This window comes from Comamonas aquatica, from assembly GCF_018064205.1.
Taxonomy (GTDB): domain Bacteria; phylum Pseudomonadota; class Gammaproteobacteria; order Burkholderiales; family Burkholderiaceae_C; genus Comamonas; species Comamonas aquatica.
Genome location: NZ_CP072916.1, coordinates 1,136,918 through 1,156,519 on the forward strand (window position 1 = coordinate 1,136,918; position 19,602 = coordinate 1,156,519).

General features: G+C 59.1%; 19 protein-coding genes and 3 pseudogenes. 5 read left to right on the top strand and 17 right to left on the bottom strand.

Translation table 11 applies throughout. The features are described 5' to 3' along the window. Position 1 precedes the first annotated feature (1 nt). From KAQ61_RS05420 to KAQ61_RS05430, 4 genes are all read right to left on the bottom strand, one after another. Positions 2 to 1,612 carry an efflux RND transporter periplasmic adaptor subunit gene (locus KAQ61_RS05420; protein ID WP_043387449.1) on the bottom strand — a complete coding sequence of 537 codons (1,611 nt, stop codon included), beginning with the start codon at positions 1,610 to 1,612 and terminating at the stop codon, positions 2 to 4. Positions 1,613 to 1,614: 2 nt separating this feature from the next. After that, the gene (locus KAQ61_RS05425; RefSeq protein ID WP_210929258.1) at positions 1,615 to 2,970 is read right to left on the bottom strand and encodes a TolC family protein; all 1,356 of its coding nucleotides are present in this window, start codon (positions 2,968 to 2,970) and stop codon (positions 1,615 to 1,617) included. 158 nt (positions 2,971 to 3,128) lie between these two features. Then, a complete protein-coding gene (gene czcI, locus KAQ61_RS19015) occupies positions 3,129 to 3,488 on the bottom strand; it encodes a cation efflux protein, CzcI family (protein WP_043387447.1) in 360 nt (119 codons plus the stop codon). Positions 3,489 to 3,568: 80 nt separating this feature from the next. Next, entirely contained in the window at positions 3,569 to 3,907 is a 339-nt protein-coding gene (locus KAQ61_RS05430; protein WP_043387445.1) for a hypothetical protein, read from the bottom strand. A 157-nt stretch (positions 3,908 to 4,064) separates the two neighbouring features. On the opposite strand from KAQ61_RS05430, the gene KAQ61_RS05435 reads away from it, so the two are divergent. Together KAQ61_RS05435 and KAQ61_RS05440 are read left to right on the top strand one after the other, a co-directional pair. Continuing rightward, a complete protein-coding gene (locus KAQ61_RS05435; protein WP_043387455.1) occupies positions 4,065 to 4,751 on the top strand; it encodes a heavy metal response regulator transcription factor in 687 nt (228 codons plus the stop codon). Further along, on the top strand, positions 4,748 to 6,082 hold the full coding sequence (locus KAQ61_RS05440; protein ID WP_043387442.1) for a heavy metal sensor histidine kinase: 1,335 nt from the start codon (positions 4,748 to 4,750) through the stop codon (positions 6,080 to 6,082). The genes KAQ61_RS05435 and KAQ61_RS05440 overlap by 4 nt, the downstream gene beginning before the upstream one ends. A 10-nt stretch (positions 6,083 to 6,092) precedes the next feature. Here the strand turns inward: KAQ61_RS05440 and cadR are convergent, their stop codons facing one another. After that, positions 6,093 to 6,596: a Cd(II)/Pb(II)-responsive transcriptional regulator gene (cadR, locus tag KAQ61_RS05445; RefSeq protein WP_042413482.1), complete on the bottom strand. Its 504-nt coding sequence runs from the start codon at positions 6,594 to 6,596 to the stop codon at positions 6,093 to 6,095. Positions 6,597 to 6,695: 99 nt separating this feature from the next. On the opposite strand from cadR, the gene KAQ61_RS05450 reads away from it, so the two are divergent. Next, positions 6,696 to 8,987 (top strand): heavy metal translocating P-type ATPase, encoded by a 2,292-nt coding sequence (locus KAQ61_RS05450; RefSeq protein ID WP_276514443.1) that lies wholly within the window; start codon positions 6,696 to 6,698, stop codon positions 8,985 to 8,987. A gap of 4 nt (positions 8,988 to 8,991) precedes the next feature. On the opposite strand, the gene KAQ61_RS05455 is transcribed toward KAQ61_RS05450, so the two are convergent. The 12 genes and pseudogenes from KAQ61_RS05455 to KAQ61_RS05510 form a co-directional block, all read right to left on the bottom strand. Beyond that, entirely contained in the window at positions 8,992 to 9,645 is a 654-nt protein-coding gene (locus KAQ61_RS05455) for an IS630 family transposase (protein ID WP_244982984.1), read from the bottom strand. Between the two features lie 17 nt (positions 9,646 to 9,662). Further along, positions 9,663 to 10,106 (bottom strand): helix-turn-helix domain-containing protein, encoded by a 444-nt coding sequence (locus KAQ61_RS05460; RefSeq protein WP_210930715.1) that lies wholly within the window; start codon positions 10,104 to 10,106, stop codon positions 9,663 to 9,665. A 122-nt stretch (positions 10,107 to 10,228) separates the two neighbouring features. Then, positions 10,229 to 10,989, bottom strand: a protein-coding gene (locus KAQ61_RS05465) for an IS5 family transposase (protein ID WP_390887628.1) whose coding sequence is annotated in 2 segments (ribosomal slippage) — positions 10,229 to 10,647 and positions 10,647 to 10,989 — 762 coding nt in all. Because the reading frame shifts where the segments join, the coding sequence is not laid out codon by codon here. A 125-nt stretch (positions 10,990 to 11,114) separates the two neighbouring features. Then, positions 11,115 to 11,315, bottom strand: a pseudogene (locus KAQ61_RS05470) (IS3 family transposase); the annotation flags it as partial. A 7-nt stretch (positions 11,316 to 11,322) separates the two neighbouring features. Beyond that, complete coding sequence (locus KAQ61_RS05475; RefSeq protein ID WP_210930717.1) at positions 11,323 to 11,979, bottom strand: DsbA family protein; 657 nt, start codon at positions 11,977 to 11,979, stop codon at positions 11,323 to 11,325. Continuing rightward, the gene (locus KAQ61_RS05480; RefSeq protein WP_210930718.1) at positions 11,976 to 12,392 is read right to left on the bottom strand and encodes a disulfide bond formation protein B; all 417 of its coding nucleotides are present in this window, start codon (positions 12,390 to 12,392) and stop codon (positions 11,976 to 11,978) included. Before KAQ61_RS05480 ends, KAQ61_RS05475 begins: the two co-directional genes overlap by 4 nt. Beyond that, positions 12,389 to 12,913, bottom strand: a complete 525-nt coding sequence (lspA, locus tag KAQ61_RS05485; protein WP_210930719.1) for a signal peptidase II — start codon at positions 12,911 to 12,913, stop codon at positions 12,389 to 12,391. Before lspA ends, KAQ61_RS05480 begins: the two co-directional genes overlap by 4 nt. 95 nt (positions 12,914 to 13,008) lie before the next feature. Then, a complete protein-coding gene (locus KAQ61_RS05490) occupies positions 13,009 to 13,374 on the bottom strand; it encodes a hypothetical protein (protein WP_210930720.1) in 366 nt (121 codons plus the stop codon). Positions 13,375 to 13,754: 380 nt separating this feature from the next. Next, positions 13,755 to 14,843: a recombination directionality factor gene (locus KAQ61_RS18725; protein ID WP_244982986.1), complete on the bottom strand. Its 1,089-nt coding sequence runs from the start codon at positions 14,841 to 14,843 to the stop codon at positions 13,755 to 13,757. 85 nt (positions 14,844 to 14,928) lie between these two features. Continuing rightward, a complete protein-coding gene (locus KAQ61_RS05500) occupies positions 14,929 to 15,972 on the bottom strand; it encodes a YqaJ viral recombinase family nuclease (RefSeq protein WP_210930721.1) in 1,044 nt (347 codons plus the stop codon). A gap of 160 nt (positions 15,973 to 16,132) precedes the next feature. Continuing rightward, positions 16,133 to 16,369: pseudogene (locus tag KAQ61_RS05505) on the bottom strand (DUF932 domain-containing protein); the annotation flags it as partial. Then, positions 16,359 to 16,811 (bottom strand): annotated as a pseudogene (locus KAQ61_RS05510) (ZIP family metal transporter); the annotation flags it as partial. The pseudogenes KAQ61_RS05505 and KAQ61_RS05510, both read right to left, overlap by 11 nt. 271 nt (positions 16,812 to 17,082) lie before the next feature. On the opposite strand from KAQ61_RS05510, the gene KAQ61_RS05515 reads away from it, so the two are divergent. Further along, positions 17,083 to 17,907, top strand: a complete 825-nt coding sequence (locus tag KAQ61_RS05515) for an alpha/beta fold hydrolase (RefSeq protein WP_154163051.1) — start codon at positions 17,083 to 17,085, stop codon at positions 17,905 to 17,907. Between the two features lie 18 nt (positions 17,908 to 17,925). Continuing rightward, positions 17,926 to 19,281 carry a GGDEF domain-containing protein gene (locus tag KAQ61_RS05520; protein ID WP_244983056.1) on the top strand — a complete coding sequence of 452 codons (1,356 nt, stop codon included), beginning with the start codon at positions 17,926 to 17,928 and terminating at the stop codon, positions 19,279 to 19,281. Positions 19,282 to 19,602: the final 321 nt, after the last annotated feature.

Here is a 19,602-nt window from a genome sequence, read left to right on the forward strand (position 1 = left end):
ATTAGTGCGTGTGTTCGGCAGATCCCTTGCCGAGCTCGGATTTCACGACGAAGCTCCCCGATGAGGCGTAGGGCATTCCGGCCTTGAGGCCTTGAAGGACCTCGATCCGCTTGCCGTCGCTGCGCCCCAGCTTCACTGGCTGGGTAATGAAGCCATCGTTGACCTTGAGGAAGACAACGGGCTTGTCTCCAACGTTCTGCACGGCGTCAGCCGAGATCGTCACGGGCGCCGCCGTTTCTTCGGACACAACTTCGACGTTCACGAACAGGCCGGGACGCCAGGCGCCCTTGGGATTTTCAAGAACCACGCGGGCTTTTGCTGTGCGGGTTTGCTCGCCGATCAGTGCCCCCACAAATGCGACGGTGCCAGTGGCGGATGCGTCAAACGCCGTCGCTTTGATGGTGACTTTTTCGCCCACCCGCACCGATGGCAGATCCTTTGCCGGGACGTTGATCTCCGCCCATACTTGGTTGAGGTCCGAGATGGTGAACACGGCTGCATCTTCCTTCACGGCCTCGCCGAGACTCAGGTGCTTTTCGATGACGATGCCGTCAAAGGGGGCACGCAGTTCGATGCGATTCAAGCCGGACACTGACGAGGTGGACAGACCCAGCGCACTCAGTTTCTGATTGGCGTTGGCCATAGCCACCTCTGCTTCGCTCAATGCCTGCTTGGCCTGCAGGTAGTCCTGTTCAGCCGATACCTTTTGCTCCCACAGCTTCTTCTCCCGCTCGTAGGTGGTCTTGGCCAGCGTCAATCGTTTTTGAGCGGTCTGCAGTTCGCTGCGTTGCTCAGAGGCGGCCGGACTTGCAATGGCGGCCAGCACCTGCCCCTTCTTGACGACCTGGCCAAGGTTGGCGCTGACACTTTCCACGACTCCTGCAAGACGGGGGACCACGTGCGAGGTGCGGTCTTCATTGAGTCGGATCTCGCCGGGCAACAGCAGTGCCGTCTTGATGTTCGCGGCGGACGCGGTGTCCACGCTGATCGATGCCGCCTTGATTTGGGCGTCGGTCAGTTCAATCTTCCCTTCTTCTTTGCTCATCACGAACATGAAGGGTTCGGTGGCAGTCTGCGCAATGATCTCGATCTCGAAAGCATGGGGTTCGGCAACGATTTCGCGGCTGACCAAGCTATCTTTATCCTGGGCGAAAGTCAGCTTCTGCTTTTCGTCAGTCGGGCGGGTCACCGTTGCTGTGACCGTTGCCGCATTCAGGGGAAGAGCTTTGTCTTTGTCGAACAGCCAGATGCGCAGCCGAGGCTCGCCGCCGTCTTCTGAAAGCAGTGCCTCCAAGCTGAAATCCCCTTCTTTGAAGACGGTGCCGTCATGGGCGCCCTTTGCTTCGCTCTTTTCGTGGTGCTCGCCGTCCGCATGGCCCTTGTCATCGTCGTGGCCATTTTCCCCGCCCTTGCCATGGTGCTCACCATCACCGTGCCCCTTGGCCTCGGTGTGGCCGCCGTGGCCATGGCCATCTCCCTCTACGGCCGCGGCTTTGGGCTTGCCGCCGCCCTGCAAGATGTAGGTTCCCACCCCGCCCCCCAATGCGAGGACGACGGCAATAGCGATCACGTGCTTTTTGCTGATGGTGGATTTGCTGGTGTTCATAGTCATTCTCAGTTCTGCGGTGCGGTTAAGCGGGAATCGTGGGGGCTGCCGAGCAGGCGATCAACATCGGCCGCTGCGCGATGAGCCTCGCCAAGTGCTTTGAGATACTGGGACTTGGCGGTGAAGTAGGTGCGCTGCGCATCGAGCACCTCCAGGAAATTGAACTTGCCGTTCTCAAAGCCAATGGTGGCCGCGTCATAAGCTGACTTTGCCCCCGGAAGCACGTCCTGCTGCAGAGATTGGATCTCTGCAGCGATCGTCGCAAGTCGCTCCCGGGCCTGCGCCACTTCGCTATGCAGGCGCACGGTGGCCCCCTGCAACTCGTCACGCGCTTTGTCCTCAAGCTTTAGTGCTTCGAGGAGGTTGCCCTGGTTGCGGTCGAAGACGGGGAGAGGCACAGAGACACCGAAAAGAAGAACGTTTCGCTGCGTCTCGTTGCTGCGCTGCATGCCAACACTGACGGTGACATCAGGCACCCGCTTGCTTTGTTCCAGGTCGGTCAATGCCTTACGCCGATCCACCTCGATTCTCGCCAGGACAACGGCTGGCGAAGAAGAAATGAGAGGCTGAAGATCGGCGAGGTTCGGTACAGGGGGGAGGTTTCCAGCCTTTCCCTCTAGGACCGTGAAAGGCACGTCGATCTTTCCCAATAGCGCAAATAGACGGGACAGGGCGTTGCGTTCTTCACTCGCAGCCTGGGCGAGCTCAACACGAACACCGGCCTCCGCAACCCTGGCCTTGGACTCTTCGACGGGAGACACCTTGCCGGCGGCCACCCGCTTGGCGACGGTATCGGTGGAAGACTTAGCCAGCGCGACGCTGTCCCGGGCGAGCACCAAGCGCTCTTGCGCCGTCAGCACATCGAAATAGGCGGCAGCCACGTTGGCTCGCACGGTTGCCTTCAGCTCCGTGAGCTGGGCTTGCGCCTGCTCGCGGGATTTTTCCGCTGCCTTGGTGCGCGCGGCACGCTTGCCCCCCAATTCCACGGGGAGGTTGAGCTGCCAACTTTGCGTGCGCGTTTTGGAGCGTGCGTCTTCCAGCGAGTAGGCGAGCTCTGGATTGGGGCGTGCGCGCCCTTGCAGAACTTGCCCCTCGGTTGCCTCCAGCTGGCGCGTCGCCGCTGCTACCTCAGGATTTCCCGCCAAAGCCAATTCAATTGCCCTGGCCAAAGACAGTGGCGTAGTTGGTGCTGTTGCGGCAGTCAGAGGTGCTTCCTCGCCGCCGATAGGGCGTTGCGACACACCCTGCGAAAAGGCGCTGCTGGAAGCGGCCAGCAATATGGCCGCCGCACTAGCTGCGAGCCTGATTTTCTTGCGGCCGCGCCATGCGTGCGGCTTTTCTTGAAGGTAAATACCCTTGAACATCCGATTCTCCAGTGGTTTGAAAACACGAAGGAATCGGCGGGGTGGCAACCGTGCAGCTGCCTGGCAACTCGTCACTCATCACAGCCGCGACACGCGCAACTACATCCGCCTGTGGGGGCGGACACGAATGACTGAAGGAAGGAGAGATGCCCCGCCGATTAGGCGAGGACGGACCACTGAGGGCGGTCAGGGGGAGTGGGCGTTACACAAGCCAACCGCTCGTTGGGCTGGGCACCCACACTACTGTCGTGAGTGACGCCTTGCTTGGCATAGGACAAGTCGAGGGCGCCGACGCCGACGCCATGGCAAACCGAGCAATCGGCATCCAACTGGTTGGCGTTTTGCCCGTTCTTATCTGCGTGGTCGACCACGCTTTTGGCCTCATGCTTGTGCTCATGATGCCCCACGTGTTGTGTCTGAGTCGTAACGCGTTCATGCATGCAATAGGTAGCAACCGCAGACCAGCTGAACTGGAACGGTAGCAATGCAAGCATAAAAACAGCTATCAAGCGGTACATTTTTTGAGTCTAGCACGCGGCAATGAAATCCCGGATATGGGGCACGGGTAGAAGCTGGATAGAGGCTATCGGCTCAAGAGTCAGCCGCCCGTGCCGTACAGTTCCTGAATACGCTGTTTTTCAGCGGAAGACATGTTCAGGTATTCCTGTTGCACCTGCTCACGGGTCTTGGAGGGGCTCGTTGCCTTGACAGGCAGAGCATCGCCGCGCGAGAGGATCGCCAGCGTGCCGTCCTCACGGGCGACGGCCACCGACTCAAGCACGTCGGCACGGGACAAAGAGCTTTGAAAATGGTTGGGATGGGTGGTAAATCCCTCTTCGCCACCGGCGGGGTGATACAGCGAAGATGCAGATGTCAGGCCCGGGGCCGCGATGGCAAGGGCGATCAGGGAAAGCGCGAGGGGTTTGCGAACGATCATGGTTTTGTCTCTGGATTCAGGTGAACCCTTGGCGACTTACCAGGGCTATGCCTTGCGACACGGGGTGAACTTTAGAAAGCGAACCGCGACAAGGCACCAACAGCCAGATGACAAATTCGTAATCTACGAACGGGCCGCATTCTTCGAGAATGGCACCATGAAAATCTTGCTCATTGAAGACGAAGTCAAGCTTGCCGAATACCTGCGTAAGGGCCTCGGAGAGGCCGGCTATGTGGTGGACGTTGCCCACAACGGGGTAGATGGTCTGCACCTGGCGCTTGAAGGTGAGCACAACCTACTGGTACTGGACGCTATGCTCCCTGGGATCGACGGCTTCAGCCTCCTCACCGCTTTTCGCAAATCCAGGCAGACACCTGTCTTGATGCTGACAGCGCGGGTCAGCGTCGAGGACCGGGTGCTGGGACTGCAGACAGGTGCTGACGATTACCTGGTCAAGCCCTTCGCATTTTCCGAATTGAACGCACGCATCCAGGTGCTGCTCAGGCGCACCTATGGCGCGCGCGATGCGGCAGAGCCCACGCAACTGCGCCTTGCCGATCTCGAACTTGACCTAGTGCGGCGCAAGGCATCCCGCGGCGGTCAGCGGTTGGAGCTGACCGCAAAGGAGTTCCTGCTTCTGACGCTGTTCCTGCGAAGGAAAGGCGAGGTACTGTCTCGCACCGAGCTTGCTGAGCAGGTGTGGGACATGCACTTCGACAGCGAAACCAACGTAGTGGAGGTCGCTATTCGTCGCTTGCGAAGCAAGATAGACAAACCCTTTGACACTGTGCTGCTTCACACCATCCGAGGCATGGGCTACATCATGGAGGAGCGTAACGGATGAAGGCATTGATCCACCATCGCTCGCTGCGCCAGAGGCTGTCGTGGTGGTTGGCGTTGCAAAGCTTTGCAGGCCTGGGCCTGGTCTGCCTGGCCGTGTATCTGGTAACCGAGTTCAATTTTCGCGATCGGCAAGAGGAAACGCTGGCGCAAAAGGAGAACGTCATTCGGCATCTCTTGGTAGAGGGGACGGAGCACCGGGAGTCGGAAGCTCTCGCTCACAAGCTCGATGACTTCCTGGTGGGGCATGGAGATTTATCGCTTGAGGTGTCACTGGCCGATGGGACCGTGCTCTACGCGCACACCCGCAACCAGAATGCACAGACGGTATGGCGCCAACGGAAATTCGAGGTGGCGCAGGTTGCAGGCCCTGCCTCGCCGGCTTTGCACGTCCAGCTGTCGCTGGATATTCAAACCGACAACCAGTTGTTGCACCGGCTCGCACTCACCCTGCTGGTGGCTGCCATCGGGGGCGCCATCGTGGTTTCACTGGGCGGCTTCTCCCTGGTCAAACTCGGCCTTGCGCCTGTGCGAAGGCTGGCCGGCCAAACGCGAGCACTGTCGGCGGATAGCCTGCACCAACGGCTCGATGGCGACGAGCAACCTCTTGAACTCGTGCCGCTGATCGACCAGTTCAACGCCCTCCTTGCACGCATTGAGAAGGCCTACTCACAGATGGCGGGTTTCAATGCGGATGTGGCGCACGAGCTATGCACGCCACTGGCCACGCTCATTGCCAACAATGAACTGGCTCTAAGGCGTCCTGAGCAGGCGGATATGCGGGAGGTCCTCGCCTCAAATCTGGAGGAACTGCATCGCCTGACCGGCATCGTCAACGATATGCTGTTCCTATCGCAAGCTGATCGGGGTGTAGGCGCGCGTCGCGTTCCCGTATCGAGTCTTGCATCGGTGGCTGTAGACGTGCTGGACTATCACGAGGCGGCACTGGCCGAGGCCGGGCTCACCGCCAAAGTAGTCGGCGACGCACATGGTGCCTTCGACGTGCCCCTGTTGCGCCGAGCCTTGTCAAACCTGCTGGGGAACGCCACCCGATACGCGAGAAATGGCTCGATCGTCCAAGTCAACTTCAGGACCGTTGATGAGGACCGCGTGCTGATCAGTGTCTCCAACTGCGGAGACAGCATCGATCCCGAAATACTCCCTCACTTGTTCGATCGATTTTTCCGCGCCGATCCCGCTCGCAGTCATGGACAAAGCAACCACGGCCTAGGCCTGGCCATCGTTGGCGCGATCGCTCGCATGCATCAGGGCAAACCAGTCGCATGGTCGGAGAGCGGGGTGACGAGCGTTGGGCTGGAGATCCGAGCCCAATGACTTTTGGCAGTCAGCCCTTACGGTTAATGCGCAGCTGTTTGGCAGCGGCTCCGATTTCGCGATGCACGCCAGGTGGATGCGCTTCATTGGGGTTGGCTGTAGGCATGTGATTGTGTTGGCGCGCCGCTATTGCCAGGCCGCCCAAGATGCCGCAGTCCCCGGCCAGGTGACCTGGCGAACACTGCTGCTGCAGACTGCGCAATTCTAATTCCAGCACCTGGAGTTCCCGGATTCGCGAGACGACATGATCAATGTGCTCCTCAAGAAGCGCATCCACCGCGCCACAGTTCTCACCAGGTGCGTCCTTGAAATGCAACAGCACGCGGATTTCATTGAGTGTCATGTCCAGGCAGCGGCAATGCCGGATGAAGGCAAGACGCTCGATGTGGCTGCTATCGTAGATTCGGTAATTGCTTTCCGTACGTATCGCCGCCGGCAGCAGACACTCCCGCTCGTAGTAGCGAATGGTCTCTGTCTGGGTGCCGGTGGCCTTGGCCAATTCGCCGATCTTCATGGCACATCCTTTGCAAATGGGGGTAGTGCCTGACGGTGCTGGGGCGCATTTCGCGCTGTCACTTGACTTTAAGGTCACTACAGGGTTTCCAATTAAGCCATGAAACTAGAAACCAGCACCTCTTCAAGCGTTGACACCTGCTGCTCAGCGGGATGCTCCAGTTCCGCCTCTCCGGTCAATGCCGCCGCAAGCGGCCCGGGCCAAGTCAAGCTGTTCAGAATTGCGACCATGGACTGCAGCGCCGAGGAGGCGGAAATCCGCCGCGCGCTGGAACCCTTGGACGGAATCCGCTCTCTGGGCTTCCAGCTCGGTGCTCGCACGTTGAAGATCGATGCGGCAGAAAGCACGTATCCCTTGGCCCTGGAGGCTATCCGCAAGGCGGGCTTCGATCCACAGCCGGTGGCCGGCGCAATGAACTCCCAGGGGGGGCCGGCAGTAGGGCCTGTCGAAGGCGACGACGATGGACATGGGTTCGCTGGCGGCATTTCTCGCCTGGTGGCTGCGCTTGTGTTCGCCACGGGCGCGGAGGTGCTCTCCTTCTTCGCGCCCGACCAGATGGCCTGGAAGGTGGCAGGCATGGCCATCGCCGCGTTGGCCATCTGGCTGGCTGGAATCGACACCTACAAGAAGGGCATCGCAGCGCTGCTACGTGGCAAGCTCAACATCAATGCCCTGATGTCGGTGGCCGTCACAGGCGCTTTCCTCATTGGCCAGTGGCCCGAGGCTGCCATGGTGATGGCCCTGTACGCCATTGCTGAGCTGATTGAGGCCAAGGCCGTGGACCGGGCACGCAATGCGATCAAGGGGTTGCTGGAACTGGCGCCGGAAGAGGCTCTGGTTCTGGGCCCCAATGGCGCATGGTCTGCCACGCCGGTCGCCGCTGTAGCCATCGGTGCGACCGTGCGCATCAAGCCGGGAGAACGGGTGCCGCTGGACGGCAAGGTGACGAAGGGGAACGGGGCCATCAACCAGGCTCCGGTGACTGGCGAGAGCATTCCCGTGGACAAGGCACCCGGCGATCAGGTGTTCGCGGGCACCATCAATGAGACCGGTGAACTTGAGTTCGAGGTCACGGCCCTATCGAGCAACACCACCTTGGCCAGAATCATTCAAGCCGTTGAGCAGGCACAAGGCACGCGCGCACCGACACAGCGCTTTGTCGATCGGTTCGCCGCGATCTACACGCCTGCGGTCTTCGCCATTGCGGTGGCGGTGGCAGTTCTCACACCGTTCCTGATGGGACTGACCTGGCTGGAAGCGCTCTACAAGGCCCTTGTCCTGCTGGTGATTGCCTGCCCATGTGCCTTGGTCATTTCCACGCCTGTGACGGTGGTAAGCGGACTGGCGGCCGGCGCTCGCCGAGGCATCCTGATCAAGGGCGGAACCTACTTGGAAGACGCGCGGCTCCTGAAGGCGGTGGCGCTGGACAAGACGGGCACCATCACCGAAGGTAAACCCAAGCTGGTGCAGTGGCACGTCTGGGGCGCTGGCGATGAAGCTGCAGCCCAACAGATGGCCGCCAGCCTGGCTGGCAGATCCGATCACCCGGTGTCCAAGGCGATCATCCAGGGTCTGGAAGTACCAGGCCCGGAGGCCGAAAACTTCAAGGCCTTGCCGGGGCGCGGTGTCGAAGGCGTGGTCAATGGAGTACGCCTCGTGCTGGGCAATCACCGACTGATCCATGAACGGGGACTGTGCACCCCTGAACTGGAGGCGGAACTCGCCATCCATGAAAAGCAAGGCCGCACGGTCACCCTCCTGGCTGACGATTCGTGCGTCCTGGCCTTGTTTGCTGTTGCAGACACCATTCGGGCGACATCAAAGCAAGCCATCGTCGATCTCAAGGCGCTGGGAGTGACCTCGGTGATGCTGACCGGCGACAACACGGCCACGGCCAAGGCAATCGCGGCGCAGGCGGGGATCGATGACGCCCGCGGCGACCTGCTGCCCGAAGCCAAGCTCGACGCCATCAAGGAGATGCAAAAGCGCTACGGCGCCACCGGCATGACCGGGGACGGCATTAACGATGCACCGGCATTGGCCCAGGCTGATATCGGTTTTGCCATGGGCGGCGCTGGTACCGACACCGCCATGGAAGCGGCCGACGTGGTCATCATGAATGACAACCTGCAGCGCGTTGCCGAGACGGTGCGGCTGTCCAAGCGCACGCATGCCGTGCTCTGGCAGAACATCACCTTGGCCCTGGGCATCAAGAGTGTGTTCCTGGTCATGGCGGTGGTCGGTACCGCGACCATGTGGATGGCGGTTTTCGCGGACATGGGCGCGAGCTTACTGGTAGTGGGCAACGGGCTTAGGCTGCTTCGCGGGACACTGGATCCAGCCTCCAAGCTCAACCGCTCAGAACCCAAGGAGCATGCCCATTCCCACTAGTACATCAACACGCAAGTTTCGGAACGTAATGTCTGCCGAGCTTCTGATCTGCATCCTGACGAGTGAACGTCCACTCGATGGTTCGCTGAGCGGCGTTACGAGCCTGCTGCCACGCGTCAACCTCGCATTGCAGAAGGTGGCGGTTTTCAATGCGCCGCTCCAGGCACTGACGGCTGAGGATGCCGATTTCGATCTCCGCCATGTTCAGCCAACTCGCGTGCTTGGGTGTGTAGTGGAACTGCACCCGGCGCAAGAGCTTGGCTGCTGCGCGTTTTCCCAGGACGTCATCGAAGCATTTTCTGAAGTGAATGTTCAGGTTGTCCAGCACCAGATGCACTCGCTTTGCCTTGGCATACGTCTTGGTCAGCAAGTCGCCAACGAAGGTCACGAAGTCGACCTTGCCTCGGCGCTCCGTGACCGAGACGGTTCGCTGTCCGGCTTTGGGCTCGACGGCCACGAACAGATTGGTCGTGCCGTGGCGCACGTACTCGTAGTCCATTTTTTCGGGGCTGCGCGAGTCCATTGGCAGCGGTGCTCGGCTGTGACCGATGAGTTGCAAGCTCTTCTCGTCGATGCAGATGACCGGCTCGATGTGCGACATCGGTCGCGCGTACAGCTCAAGCAAGGCATACATGCGACTGCGGTATTCCTCGGTCAACGAACCAATGCACCACATCAGCTTGCGCCAGGGCTTGAGATCGTTTTTTTGAGCATGCGCCGCACGGTTTCTCGACTCACGTTGGCCATGCCAGGCGCCTGGCGTGCGGCCCGTTCGAGCTCCACCATCGTCCAGCGCTGCCGGCCTGCAGGCGGCGCCGAGCAAGCAAGGGCCGTCACCCGTGCTTCGTCGTCCGTGTCGTACTGGCGTGGACGCCCTGGGCGCGCAACGTCGAAGACCGCCAGTTCCAAGCCCCCTTGCAGATACGCTGCGCGCGTTCGCCACACAGCCGTGCGCCCCATTCCCAGCACCGCCATGATCTGGGCCTCTGGTACGCCCCGGTCCAGCGATGACAGAACATGAGCCCGATTGACCTCCCGCGCCTGATGCAGCCCTTTGCTGCGAATCTCGTCCACGAGCGAGCGATCCTCGTCGGTCAAGTGCAATTGCGTCTGGCGCATGGCAACACCTCCAAGCATCGAGTAGTGATGACGAGAGTGTATTCATGTTTCGTTACTTTCGTGTCAACGTACTAGGGCGTGTCATCAATCAATACCCGGGTGTGTAGCCGGGCTGCCAGGGCTCATGCCAACCACACCATGGATGCCGCCAGATGGATGGCTCCGAGAAAGTTGCGAGCAGTCTTGTCGTAGCGTGTGGCAATGGCGCGGTATTGCTTCAAGCGTGCGAAGAAGTTCTCGATCAGATGGCGCGCCTTGTAGAGCTCACGGTCATATTCGCGTGGCTGCCTGTTCGTTACCCGCGAGGGAATTACCACTGCCTTGCCCTTGTTCAATAAAGGCTCGATCAGCCGGGCCTGAGCATCGTAGGCCTTGTCGGCAATGACAGTCTGCGCTGGTGTGTCCTTGAGCAGCACATCGGCGCCTTGGAGGTCATGCGCCTGCCCTGGCGTGAGGTGAAAGCCTGTCGGGTTGCCCAGCGCATCGACCGTGGCGTGGATCTTGGTGCTCAGCCCGCCCCGGCCTCGTCCGAGGGCTTGCTTGTCGAGATCCCCCCTTTTGCACCAGCGCTGTGCTGGTGGGCGCGCACGATGGTGGCGTCAATCATGGCGTATTCGTTGTCCGCGTCCTGCGCCAAAGTCTCAAACACGCGCTGCCATACGCCGCTTTGGCTCCAGCGCGAGTGGCGGGTGTGCACGACGCGAAAATCGCCAAAGCGCGCAGGCAGATCTCGCCAGGGGATGCCTGCGCGGTAGCGGTAGAGCACTGCATCGATGAACAGCCGGTTGTCTTTTGCCGTGGCTCCGGGCTGTCCTGCCTGACCGGGCAACAGGTCTTTGATGCGCTCCCATTGGGCATCAAGGAGGGCGTATCTTTTACTCATGGCCTCTACGTGGCGCTGGGGCTGTGACTTTCAACTACTCGGGTATTGATTGATGACACGCCCTAGTGTGTCTGCGCCGAAGTAGAACTGAGCACCGGGGCTGCGGATAAAAACTTGGACTGGTTTTATGCCGTAAGTCCAAGACTCTCTCGGTACTCAATGGGGCTGAGATAGCCAAGAGTGATCTTGATGCGCTTCTCGTTGTACCAGCGGATGTAGGAGTCCAGGGCCTGGGTGAACTGCTCGATGCTCGCTGTTTTCCAGTCGCAAGGATAGAACATCTCCGTTTTCAACCGGCCGAAGAAGCCTTCGCATGCTGCGTTGTCATGCGCTTCACTTCTTCACCTTGGCCACTTCTTCGGCCACCAGTACGGCCAATTGGTCGGGCCCGAAGCTCGGCAGGCTGCGGCCATTGACAAAGAAGGTGGGCGTCTTGGTGACCTGCAGTGCGGTGAGGTCTTCGATGTCTTGCTGCACCAAGGACTGCATGCCAGGTTTCTTGATGTCCAGTCGCGCTATAGCAAGGTCCAGCCCGGCCTGCTCCGCCACCTTGAAAGCGGTCTCGATGTTGGGCTGGCCGTGGTCGGCCCAGGCGGGCTGCGCGGCCAGCACAGCTTCAAGAACCGTCTGGTACTTGCCCTGGCTCTTGGCCGATTCCAGCAGCTTGACCACCTGGTCCGAGCCTTGGTGGAACGGCGCATAGCGGATCACGAGCCTCACATCAGTGGGGTACTGAGCCATGAGATTCTTGACGATGGGATAGAAAGCCCGGCAGGTTTCGCAGGCCGGGTCAAAAAACTCGACGATGGTGACCGGGGCATTTTGTGGGCCGAAAACTGGTGAATGCATGCGGACCAGGCGGGTTTGCTCGGCCTTGACTTGCACTTCCTGTGCAGTCTGCACGCGCTTCTGGTAGGCGTTCATGCCCAGGTAGAAGAACAGCGAAACGATGGCCACCAGGCCGACAATGGTGATTTTCTTGGCGTTCATGAACGGGGCTTTCTCAAGTAAACAAAAAGCAGGATGACGATGGCGATGAAAGCCAGGAGAGACAACCAGGGAATCTGGATGCCATTGAGGATTTCGAGGCGCTGTTCGCTACAAGCGGGTCCGGTGCCGCAAGGTACCCACCACTTCGGCACCCACCCGGCCACCAGGGCGGAGTGGTAGCCGGCCATGGCTGTGCCACCCAACGCCAACGGCAGCGCATAGACAGCACCGCGCCGGTCTTCTGCGAAGGCTGCCATGCCCAGGATGAGCGCCAGCGGAAACATGAAGATGCGCTGGTACCAGCAGAGCAAGCAGGGCGTCATGCCCATGACCTCACCGATGAAAAGCGCGCCGAGCGTGGCAACCAATGCGATGCCCCACGCGGCCATGAGCCAGAGCCAGCCGTGCTTCATGAAGGCAACTCCTCGGGTGTTTTTCGGGATGATGGGCGCGGTGGCGTTTTCAATGATGAGAAGCACCACACCAACACGGCGCAGACGATGAACACATCGGCCAGGTTGAAGGCCGGCCAGTGAATATTGCGCCAGTGAAGGTCAAGGAAATCCACTACGGCACCGATTTGGACGCGGTCCACGAGGTTGCCACTACCCCCGCCCACCACGAAGGCGCCCATCCACCGATCCATCGGTTTGGCCTGCCGGGCAAGGCTCGCCATCCAGACTACACCGACCACCAACATGGACACGCCGATGAAGAACCAGCGTTGCCAGCCACCCGCATCGGCCAACAACGAAAAGGCTGCGCCTGTGTTGAGCACATGCACAAAGTTGAGCCACTCGGTCACCTGGACGGCTTCACCGAGTTCCAGGGTGGTTGAAAAAAACGATTTGCTGACTTGATCAACAAACAAGAGAGTTGCGACGGCAGCGAGCCAGGTCCACTGCGGGTTTCGCTGGGTCCAGCGAGCGGTCATGTGAGAGTCCTCCCAAAACGATCCAGGGTCGGCCACCATATGAGATGGTGGCCACTTGAAGTCAGGGGATTGGGGAAGAAGTGCCTTTCAGCGCATTAGACGAATGCGTTCAACCCCAAACCTTTCGCGGCAGACCACTGGGGACGGTAAGGCCGCTCATGCCAGGGCGGCAACAAGCCTTCGGCGAAGTGTTCGACACGGTTGATACCAGCGGGGTCGACAGTGAGCGCAGCAGTCACCATCACAGCTGCAACGCAATTCGCGTGGCAGATTCCGCAGTCAAGATCAAAACCCATGCCGTCGGCGGCCAGCTCGTCCATGCCCGTCACAGCTGACACGTTGGCAGACGGATGATGTTGGGTTTGTGGCTGCGCACCGTGACCGTAGCATTCAACCACTGTGGCAGCAGAAAACTGCAGCGGCAGCAGTGTAAGCATCAGCAGGAGCAGGAAAGCGCGCATAGTGCCGATATTAAGCGGCGGGAGCTTCACTGGTCGCGTGCACGGCTAATCAAATCGGCTAGTTGTGGTCGCACGGGCAGGGGCTTGAAGGCACTCACTGTTTATGATCCGGGTTGCCCGCAGCAAGAGCCCGCTCAGGTGACCCAAGGACACCAATGCCAGCCTGAATATCTGGCTGTCACGGTCGTTTGTGACCAGAGTTGTAAGTGCGGGGACAGTATCCACTGCTTGTTGCCAAGCTGGTATCTGCCCAAGTTCAATTCAGGGCTGTCTACCAATCACTTCGGCTTGGTCAGCGCTTTCATTTCCGTGTGGCTCAGTGAAAAAATAAAAGTCCCTCTTTTGTACCTGGCGCCAAAAGCGCCAGGTACGGTGGATTCTCACGGTCTGTTCGCATACGGACTATACGGACCATGACGCTGCTTCACCAGGGGGCTTGACCCGAGCCCGGTGCACACGGCCTGAAACGGTGTGTTGTCCGCCTGCAAAGCCTCCGTGTCTGGATGTGTTGGCGCTTCGGTATCCTCCGGATAAAACTCCTCCACAATGTCCGCCGCTTCCTCCGGCGTATCTTCAAAGCTGCCGTTGGCATAGCCCAGACGTGCAGCCTCATCCAAAGCGTTCTGCGCAAATCCTGCAGACTGGCGCTGTGCAGCCAGTGCCTTAGCTTGGCCGATGGCCTCGTTCAAGCTCAGGCCGGTGCGCACCACCAGGTCGGCGTAGTAGATGGCCGCACGGTGCGACTGAGTGGTGGATTTGCCCCGCAGCCGCATTTCTAGAGGCATGGCGGCCAGGTGACCGCCTGAGACTGCAGCGAAGTACTGCAGTCGGGCGGTCAAGGTCCGGATGCTGTTGAAGCCCGTGGTGCGAAACACATAGCTGCCCAGCTCATCGCTCTCGCCAATGCTGACGTTCAATCGCCCATAGGGCTTGCACTGGCCCATGCTAAAACTGCAAGCGTCGGGGCCCGGGCAGGCCATGGATTCCAGCCCCTTGGCGGTGATGCGTTTGCAGCTTTCACCATCGCCGACACACAGCGGGCGCGCTGTGTTGCGATCAAACATGCAGTAGTTGGCCCGCAGGTTCAGATCCGGGTCGTTGAACAAGACCCGTACCGGAATACTGCGCAGCTTGCGTTTGGGCGGCGGCGCGCTGACAGTGCCAGGGCTCTCAACTCCCATTTTTTCCTGGAGCGAACGTTTGCCTGCCCGTTGTGGTGCGGCAGGCGCTACGGCGTCACCCCCTTCATCACTGGAAGGCATCGTGCCTTCCTTTATGCCGCCAACCGTTGGTGCCTGGCGCAGGACTTCGTCCAGCGGGTGCAAAAGCCATTGCCCACGGATTTGCACCTGGGTAGTGATGGTGAACTCATCGTCTTTCTCTGGCAGACGCTTGCCGTTCTTTTCCACCACTTTGCCGATCGAGATGCGGCCGATTACGGGCGGGGTGATCATCAAACCTTTGATCATGTGCTGCTCCAAAAAAGAAAAGCCCCCATGACGCAGGCCATGGAGGTCAGGGGGGGAGAGAGGCAGCAGAGGACTGGCGTGCCTCTCACTGTGCATTGACGCAAAAGCGCCGGGTGCCCGCGCGTGTGCTGAGGTAGCCTTTAGCCAAGTCTGGATGGTCTTGCACGAATGCACTGGTGTTGAACGCTTGGCCATCCTTGCTGCGACGCCAGGTCACGCTGCCGCCGCAGGCAAACGTGGCGCGATCGGCTTCTCCCATGTGGCTTTGCAGGTGTTGGCGCAGTCGGGCTTCGTGCTTTTGGGCGGCATCGAGCTTCTCACGTGCCGCCAGCAAGGCGTCAAACGTGGCGTTGAGTTCGGGGTCGTCGCTCATATCGACCTGGTCCCCACCGCTGTTCGGATACAGGCAGCGCAAGGCTTTTTCCGCGCTGTCCGAGCCATCTCCGGCTGGCGGTGCGCCTTGTTCCACCTGTTCCCAGAAGGCGTGCTCCAGCGCAATCAGGCGCTCGATCAGGGCCTCATCCCGCTCAATGCGGAAGATGCGCAGCTCTTGTCCCCCAATGAGTACAGCCACATCCGCTGCCTTGTAGCCTGTGACGGCCAGCTGGTGCATGACCTGCAACTGCACGTACTCAGGCACGCCATCCTTCCAAAGGCGTGCACCGTGGATGCCTGCAGTCTTGCACTCCAGGATCTGCACATCGCCAGCGCCGACCACCTCACGGTCCACATTCGCCAGCATCCAGGCATGCTCCGGGTGCTGCAAGACCGCATTCACGCGGCGCACCTTGTTGCCAGTGCGCTTGGTGTAATGCGCCGCCACAATGGGCTCCAGCAACGTGCCCCAGAACATGGGGCTGGTGTCATCCAGAGGGTCGATGGCTGGCAAGAGATCGCCCTTGCCCGTCTTGAGCATCCACAGCTCCAGCTGCGACTGGTAAGGGCTCAGCCCCACGGCTGCGGCAGCATCGGAGCTGCCAATACCGGTGCGGCGCACCTCCAGCCAATCATCACGCGCCATGTCCTTAGTAGACACCAGGCGCAGTGCAGCCCCTTTGCGGGGCGAGCGGGCAGGGGAGACAGGCGCTGCTGCACCATGCCCCGAAGGGCTGACCAAGTGCAAAGACATACAAAACTCCTTGGCCCGCAAGGATGCGGGCATAAAAAAACCGCCTTAGAAGGCGGCTTGTGGGGGTGACAAAAGAGACGCAAATAAAAGCGCAAACAAGGTGAGAGGAAGACGGTACAAGCTGTCCAAAGGCCGCCAACACGCATGCAGGCCAACACGCTCAGGCCACCAGTTGCAAGGCATGGTCCAAGGCCCGCTGCTTGATCACAGCCCCCTGGCCGAACCAGGCACTGTCCAGGCGGTTGTCCTGGCTGCGGGCTTGTTTCTCGTGGTCCACGAACTCTGTGACGGCGCACAGCAAGCCCCAGGCCGTGTCCTTGGCGGCATGCATCTCGGCCCCACGGCCATGGCCCTCATAGAGCATCTGCACCTTCTTGAGCGCACGCTCATTGGTCAACAGCCACAGTGACCAGCAAGGATCCAACTAACAGCCACACCATCTGGACAACGGTTTGGCGCAATCCCATGGGTTTATTGAGTTGCGGGATCAAGTCTGCCAGAGCCACATAGGCAAAACTGCTGGCGGCAAACACGAGGAACAACGGCAGCCATTCGCCCAACTGACCCACGATGAGATAGCCTACCAGCCCCCCGGCCACGGTCATAGAACCAGCCAAAGACACCTTCAGCACGGCTTTCCTTGGCTGGTTGCTGCCACTGCCCACCACTGCCAAATCTCCCATGTGGTGTGGCACTTCGTGCAGCAGCAGCGCAAATGTCGCGGCCACGCCCAGCTTCCAGTCAGCCAAGAATGCGGAGGCAATCAAAATGCCGTCGGCAAATGCATGCACACCATCACCAAAGAGCACATACCAGCTTCCGGTTGGGCCGTGCACATGGTGAGCATGCTGATGCCAGCACTGTTCTCCAGCTTGACCTCATCCTTTCATTGCGGTCCGCGACCTGTGCAGGTGCAGGTTGTGAGGGTGCCGATGCTTGTGCTGACGTGGCGCCAACAAGGCCAGCCACTGCGGTAGTGGCAGCAGGCGCGGCTGGAGTTGCTTGCACGGTCTGCTTTTGCTTCCGCAGCCATCGTTTCGTAGATCATCCATCGAAAGACATAGCAAAAAATCTGTGTCCAAAAGTAATTTGCCTCATAATTCAAAGACGATGACCAACCAGCCTTATGACGTGACAACTGCTTCCAATCGTTTGAAAGCCACGTGGAGTGGTTCTGGGGATGAAGTAGTTGTGCTCAGTCACGGTTTTGGTTCCGATCAGACATCGTGGGAGTACATTCGTCCCGTTTTGGATGCAAATTTCCGGGTGCTTTCTTACAACTTGGCTGGCTGTGGCGACCACGGCGAGGCTAGCTATGACTTGCACTTGCACAGCTCGTTGTTTGGATACGCCGATGATCTGTTGGCACTCATTGCCGAGCAGCAAGTGAGCCGAGTGCATTACGTGGGTCATTCGGTCAGTGGAATGATCGGCATGATTGCTGCAGTAGCACGTCCTGAGTTGTTTGATCGCTTGGTCCTGTTGCAACCTTCTCCGTGCTACTTGAATGATCCTGCAACGTCTTATGTCGGCGGCTTTGAGCAAAACGACCTGAATGCACTCTACGATGCCATGGCCACCAACTATCAGAGTTGGGCAGCTGGTTTCGTGCCCATGGTCATGGGCTTGGCAGCGCAGGACTCCCTTGCACATTTCAGCGCGACGTTGTTCAAAATTCGACCAGATATCGCACAACACATACTGCGCATGATCTTTCAAAGTGATCACCGCACTCTTGTGCCCCGTGTGACTACGGACACTCGATTGATTCATAGTCGCAAGGATATGGCTGTGCCAGTAGATGTTGCCCACTGGCTGCATGCCCACATACCTGGCAGTGTGTCCGAGGTTTTGGAGCTGGAAGGACACTTGCCTCACATAACGCAACCTCAGATCGTGGCCCCTGCCGTATTGCGTCATCTCTTGGATCGCTGAGAGCTTCTGCCCGTGAAGATGCACACGAATTCACTGGCGGCTTTTCTGGAGTTGGCGCGTCAGCTATCTCAAGCAAGCTTGGTGATCGGATTGCAGCAACGCTCGGTTGATCAGGTTGTACCGCTGCGTAGCGAGCCTCCTTTGAGCTGGCAGCACAGCACAGCATGGTCTTGGCGCATTCCTAAAGAACTAAGCAATGAAGCTGGGGCCTTGCAGTTTTTGTGCCCCGCAGACTTACCCAGCATGCTGACGGTTGGTTTGACATTCACCGCAGCTAAAGTCGCTTATCTGAATTGCTTGGATTTTGGAGAACGGGCAGAGGGTGGTGTACTTTTTGTGTGGGATGCTTCCCAAGCACCCAAAGCGGCAACGCTAAGCAGCAATCCACTATCGCAGCAGCACTTGATCGGATTGCTCAGACCAATCTATGCACGTTTGCTGGATGCTCGTCATCTGGCTGAAGAGACCATTGAGTCTGGTGCGAAGTTTCACGACATCTTCAACAGCGTGCCACAGGGGGTCGTCGTCGTATCAGGTCTGGGCCAACATGCCCAAGTCAATCAAGTCGCATCAGCTTTGCTCAACATCTCGGCCGGGTATGTTCCACTGAACACACTCGCGCAAGCCATGCGTGCTGCGCGTATGCGTTGCGATAACGCCGCTGACTTGGAGCCTGTCTACCAGGCGCTGCAGCACTCTCTGAATGCTCAGGTGACAGCCAACTGGGAGCTGGACGAATGCATCTGGCGAGTAGACACACACCCTGTCCTCAATGATGCTCACAATGGTCGAGTTTGGCTCTTCCAAGATGTCACGGCTCAAATTCGACTCGAGCGAATGCTGAGACGAGAGGCGTCACATGACCCCCTGACTGGGCTGTTGAACCGCCGTGCTTTTTTCGATCTAGCCCAAGCCCACTATCAAGCACAAAACTCCCAAGACAAGGTAGCGTTTGATAGCGATACATCCCAGGACTTGGCGGTGTTGATGTTTGACATCGACTATTTCAAAAAAATCAACGATAGATTTGGCCACCCGGTCGGTGACAAAGTGCTGCGAGAGGTCGCTCGGCGCTCGCAGGCGCAGTTGCGTGAAGGTGATGTGCTGGCGCGCTATGGTGGTGAAGAGTTCATCGTATTGTTACGCCAGGCCAACCAAGCTAGCTCTCGTGCGGTCGCTGAGCGGTTGCGCCTAGCAATGCAATCTCAGCCAGTGCGTGTTGGGGAAGAAGTGATTCAGATCCACATCAGCGTGGGGTTGGCACTGCGGCGCAATAAGAAAGAAATGCTGGCGAGCACCATAGAGCGCGCCGACAAGAATTTGTACCTCGCCAAACGCGAAGGCCGAAATCGCGTGGTGGACACAATTGACTAAAAAATTGTCAAATTTTTCTAGTTCGGCCATCGCAAAATAGTCCTACAGACAACGCTGCATCCCTTGATGCTCTCTGAAGTGATGGGCGTCCTTGTTCTGTCCAATTTGCTGAGAGTAAGGGGGGGCTGGTTTGAATAAGATCCGTTACTGGCTGCTTCTGAAAATGGCAGAAAGGCCAAGGTTTTTTGCTTTCGGGATTGGACTTCTTTTGGCCATCGCCCTTGTGTCGGGGGCACTGGTAGCCACGGTGTGGATGGATCAGCGTCGGCTTAGTCAGCAGCATGAGGACACTTTGCGCACTTTCCAAAAAGTCGCAGCTGA

Coding starts and splice junctions, on each gene's coding strand:
- KAQ61_RS05460 (WP_210930715.1), bottom strand. CDS start 10,106: ATGCGCCAGACGCAATTGCACTTGACCGACGAGGATCGCTCGCTCGTG.
- lspA (WP_210930719.1), bottom strand. CDS start 12,913: ATGACCGCTCGCTGGACCCAGCGAAACCCGCAGTGGACCTGGCTCGCT.
- KAQ61_RS05420 (WP_043387449.1), bottom strand. CDS start 1,612: ATGACTATGAACACCAGCAAATCCACCATCAGCAAAAAGCACGTGATC.
- KAQ61_RS05440 (WP_043387442.1), top strand. CDS start 4,748: ATGAAGGCATTGATCCACCATCGCTCGCTGCGCCAGAGGCTGTCGTGG.
- KAQ61_RS05450 (WP_276514443.1), top strand. CDS start 6,696: ATGAAACTAGAAACCAGCACCTCTTCAAGCGTTGACACCTGCTGCTCA.
- KAQ61_RS18725 (WP_244982986.1), bottom strand. CDS start 14,843: ATGATCAAAGGTTTGATGATCACCCCGCCCGTAATCGGCCGCATCTCG.
- KAQ61_RS05430 (WP_043387445.1), bottom strand. CDS start 3,907: ATGATCGTTCGCAAACCCCTCGCGCTTTCCCTGATCGCCCTTGCCATC.
- KAQ61_RS05520 (WP_244983056.1), top strand. CDS start 17,926: ATGCACACGAATTCACTGGCGGCTTTTCTGGAGTTGGCGCGTCAGCTA.
- czcI (WP_043387447.1), bottom strand. CDS start 3,488: ATGTACCGCTTGATAGCTGTTTTTATGCTTGCATTGCTACCGTTCCAG.
- KAQ61_RS05500 (WP_210930721.1), bottom strand. CDS start 15,972: ATGTCTTTGCACTTGGTCAGCCCTTCGGGGCATGGTGCAGCAGCGCCT.
- KAQ61_RS05515 (WP_154163051.1), top strand. CDS start 17,083: ATGACCAACCAGCCTTATGACGTGACAACTGCTTCCAATCGTTTGAAA.
- KAQ61_RS05425 (WP_210929258.1), bottom strand. CDS start 2,970: ATGTTCAAGGGTATTTACCTTCAAGAAAAGCCGCACGCATGGCGCGGC.
- KAQ61_RS05490 (WP_210930720.1), bottom strand. CDS start 13,374: ATGCGCGCTTTCCTGCTCCTGCTGATGCTTACACTGCTGCCGCTGCAG.
- KAQ61_RS05435 (WP_043387455.1), top strand. CDS start 4,065: ATGAAAATCTTGCTCATTGAAGACGAAGTCAAGCTTGCCGAATACCTG.
- KAQ61_RS05475 (WP_210930717.1), bottom strand. CDS start 11,979: ATGAACGCCAAGAAAATCACCATTGTCGGCCTGGTGGCCATCGTTTCG.
- cadR (WP_042413482.1), bottom strand. CDS start 6,596: ATGAAGATCGGCGAATTGGCCAAGGCCACCGGCACCCAGACAGAGACC.
- KAQ61_RS05480 (WP_210930718.1), bottom strand. CDS start 12,392: ATGAAGCACGGCTGGCTCTGGCTCATGGCCGCGTGGGGCATCGCATTG.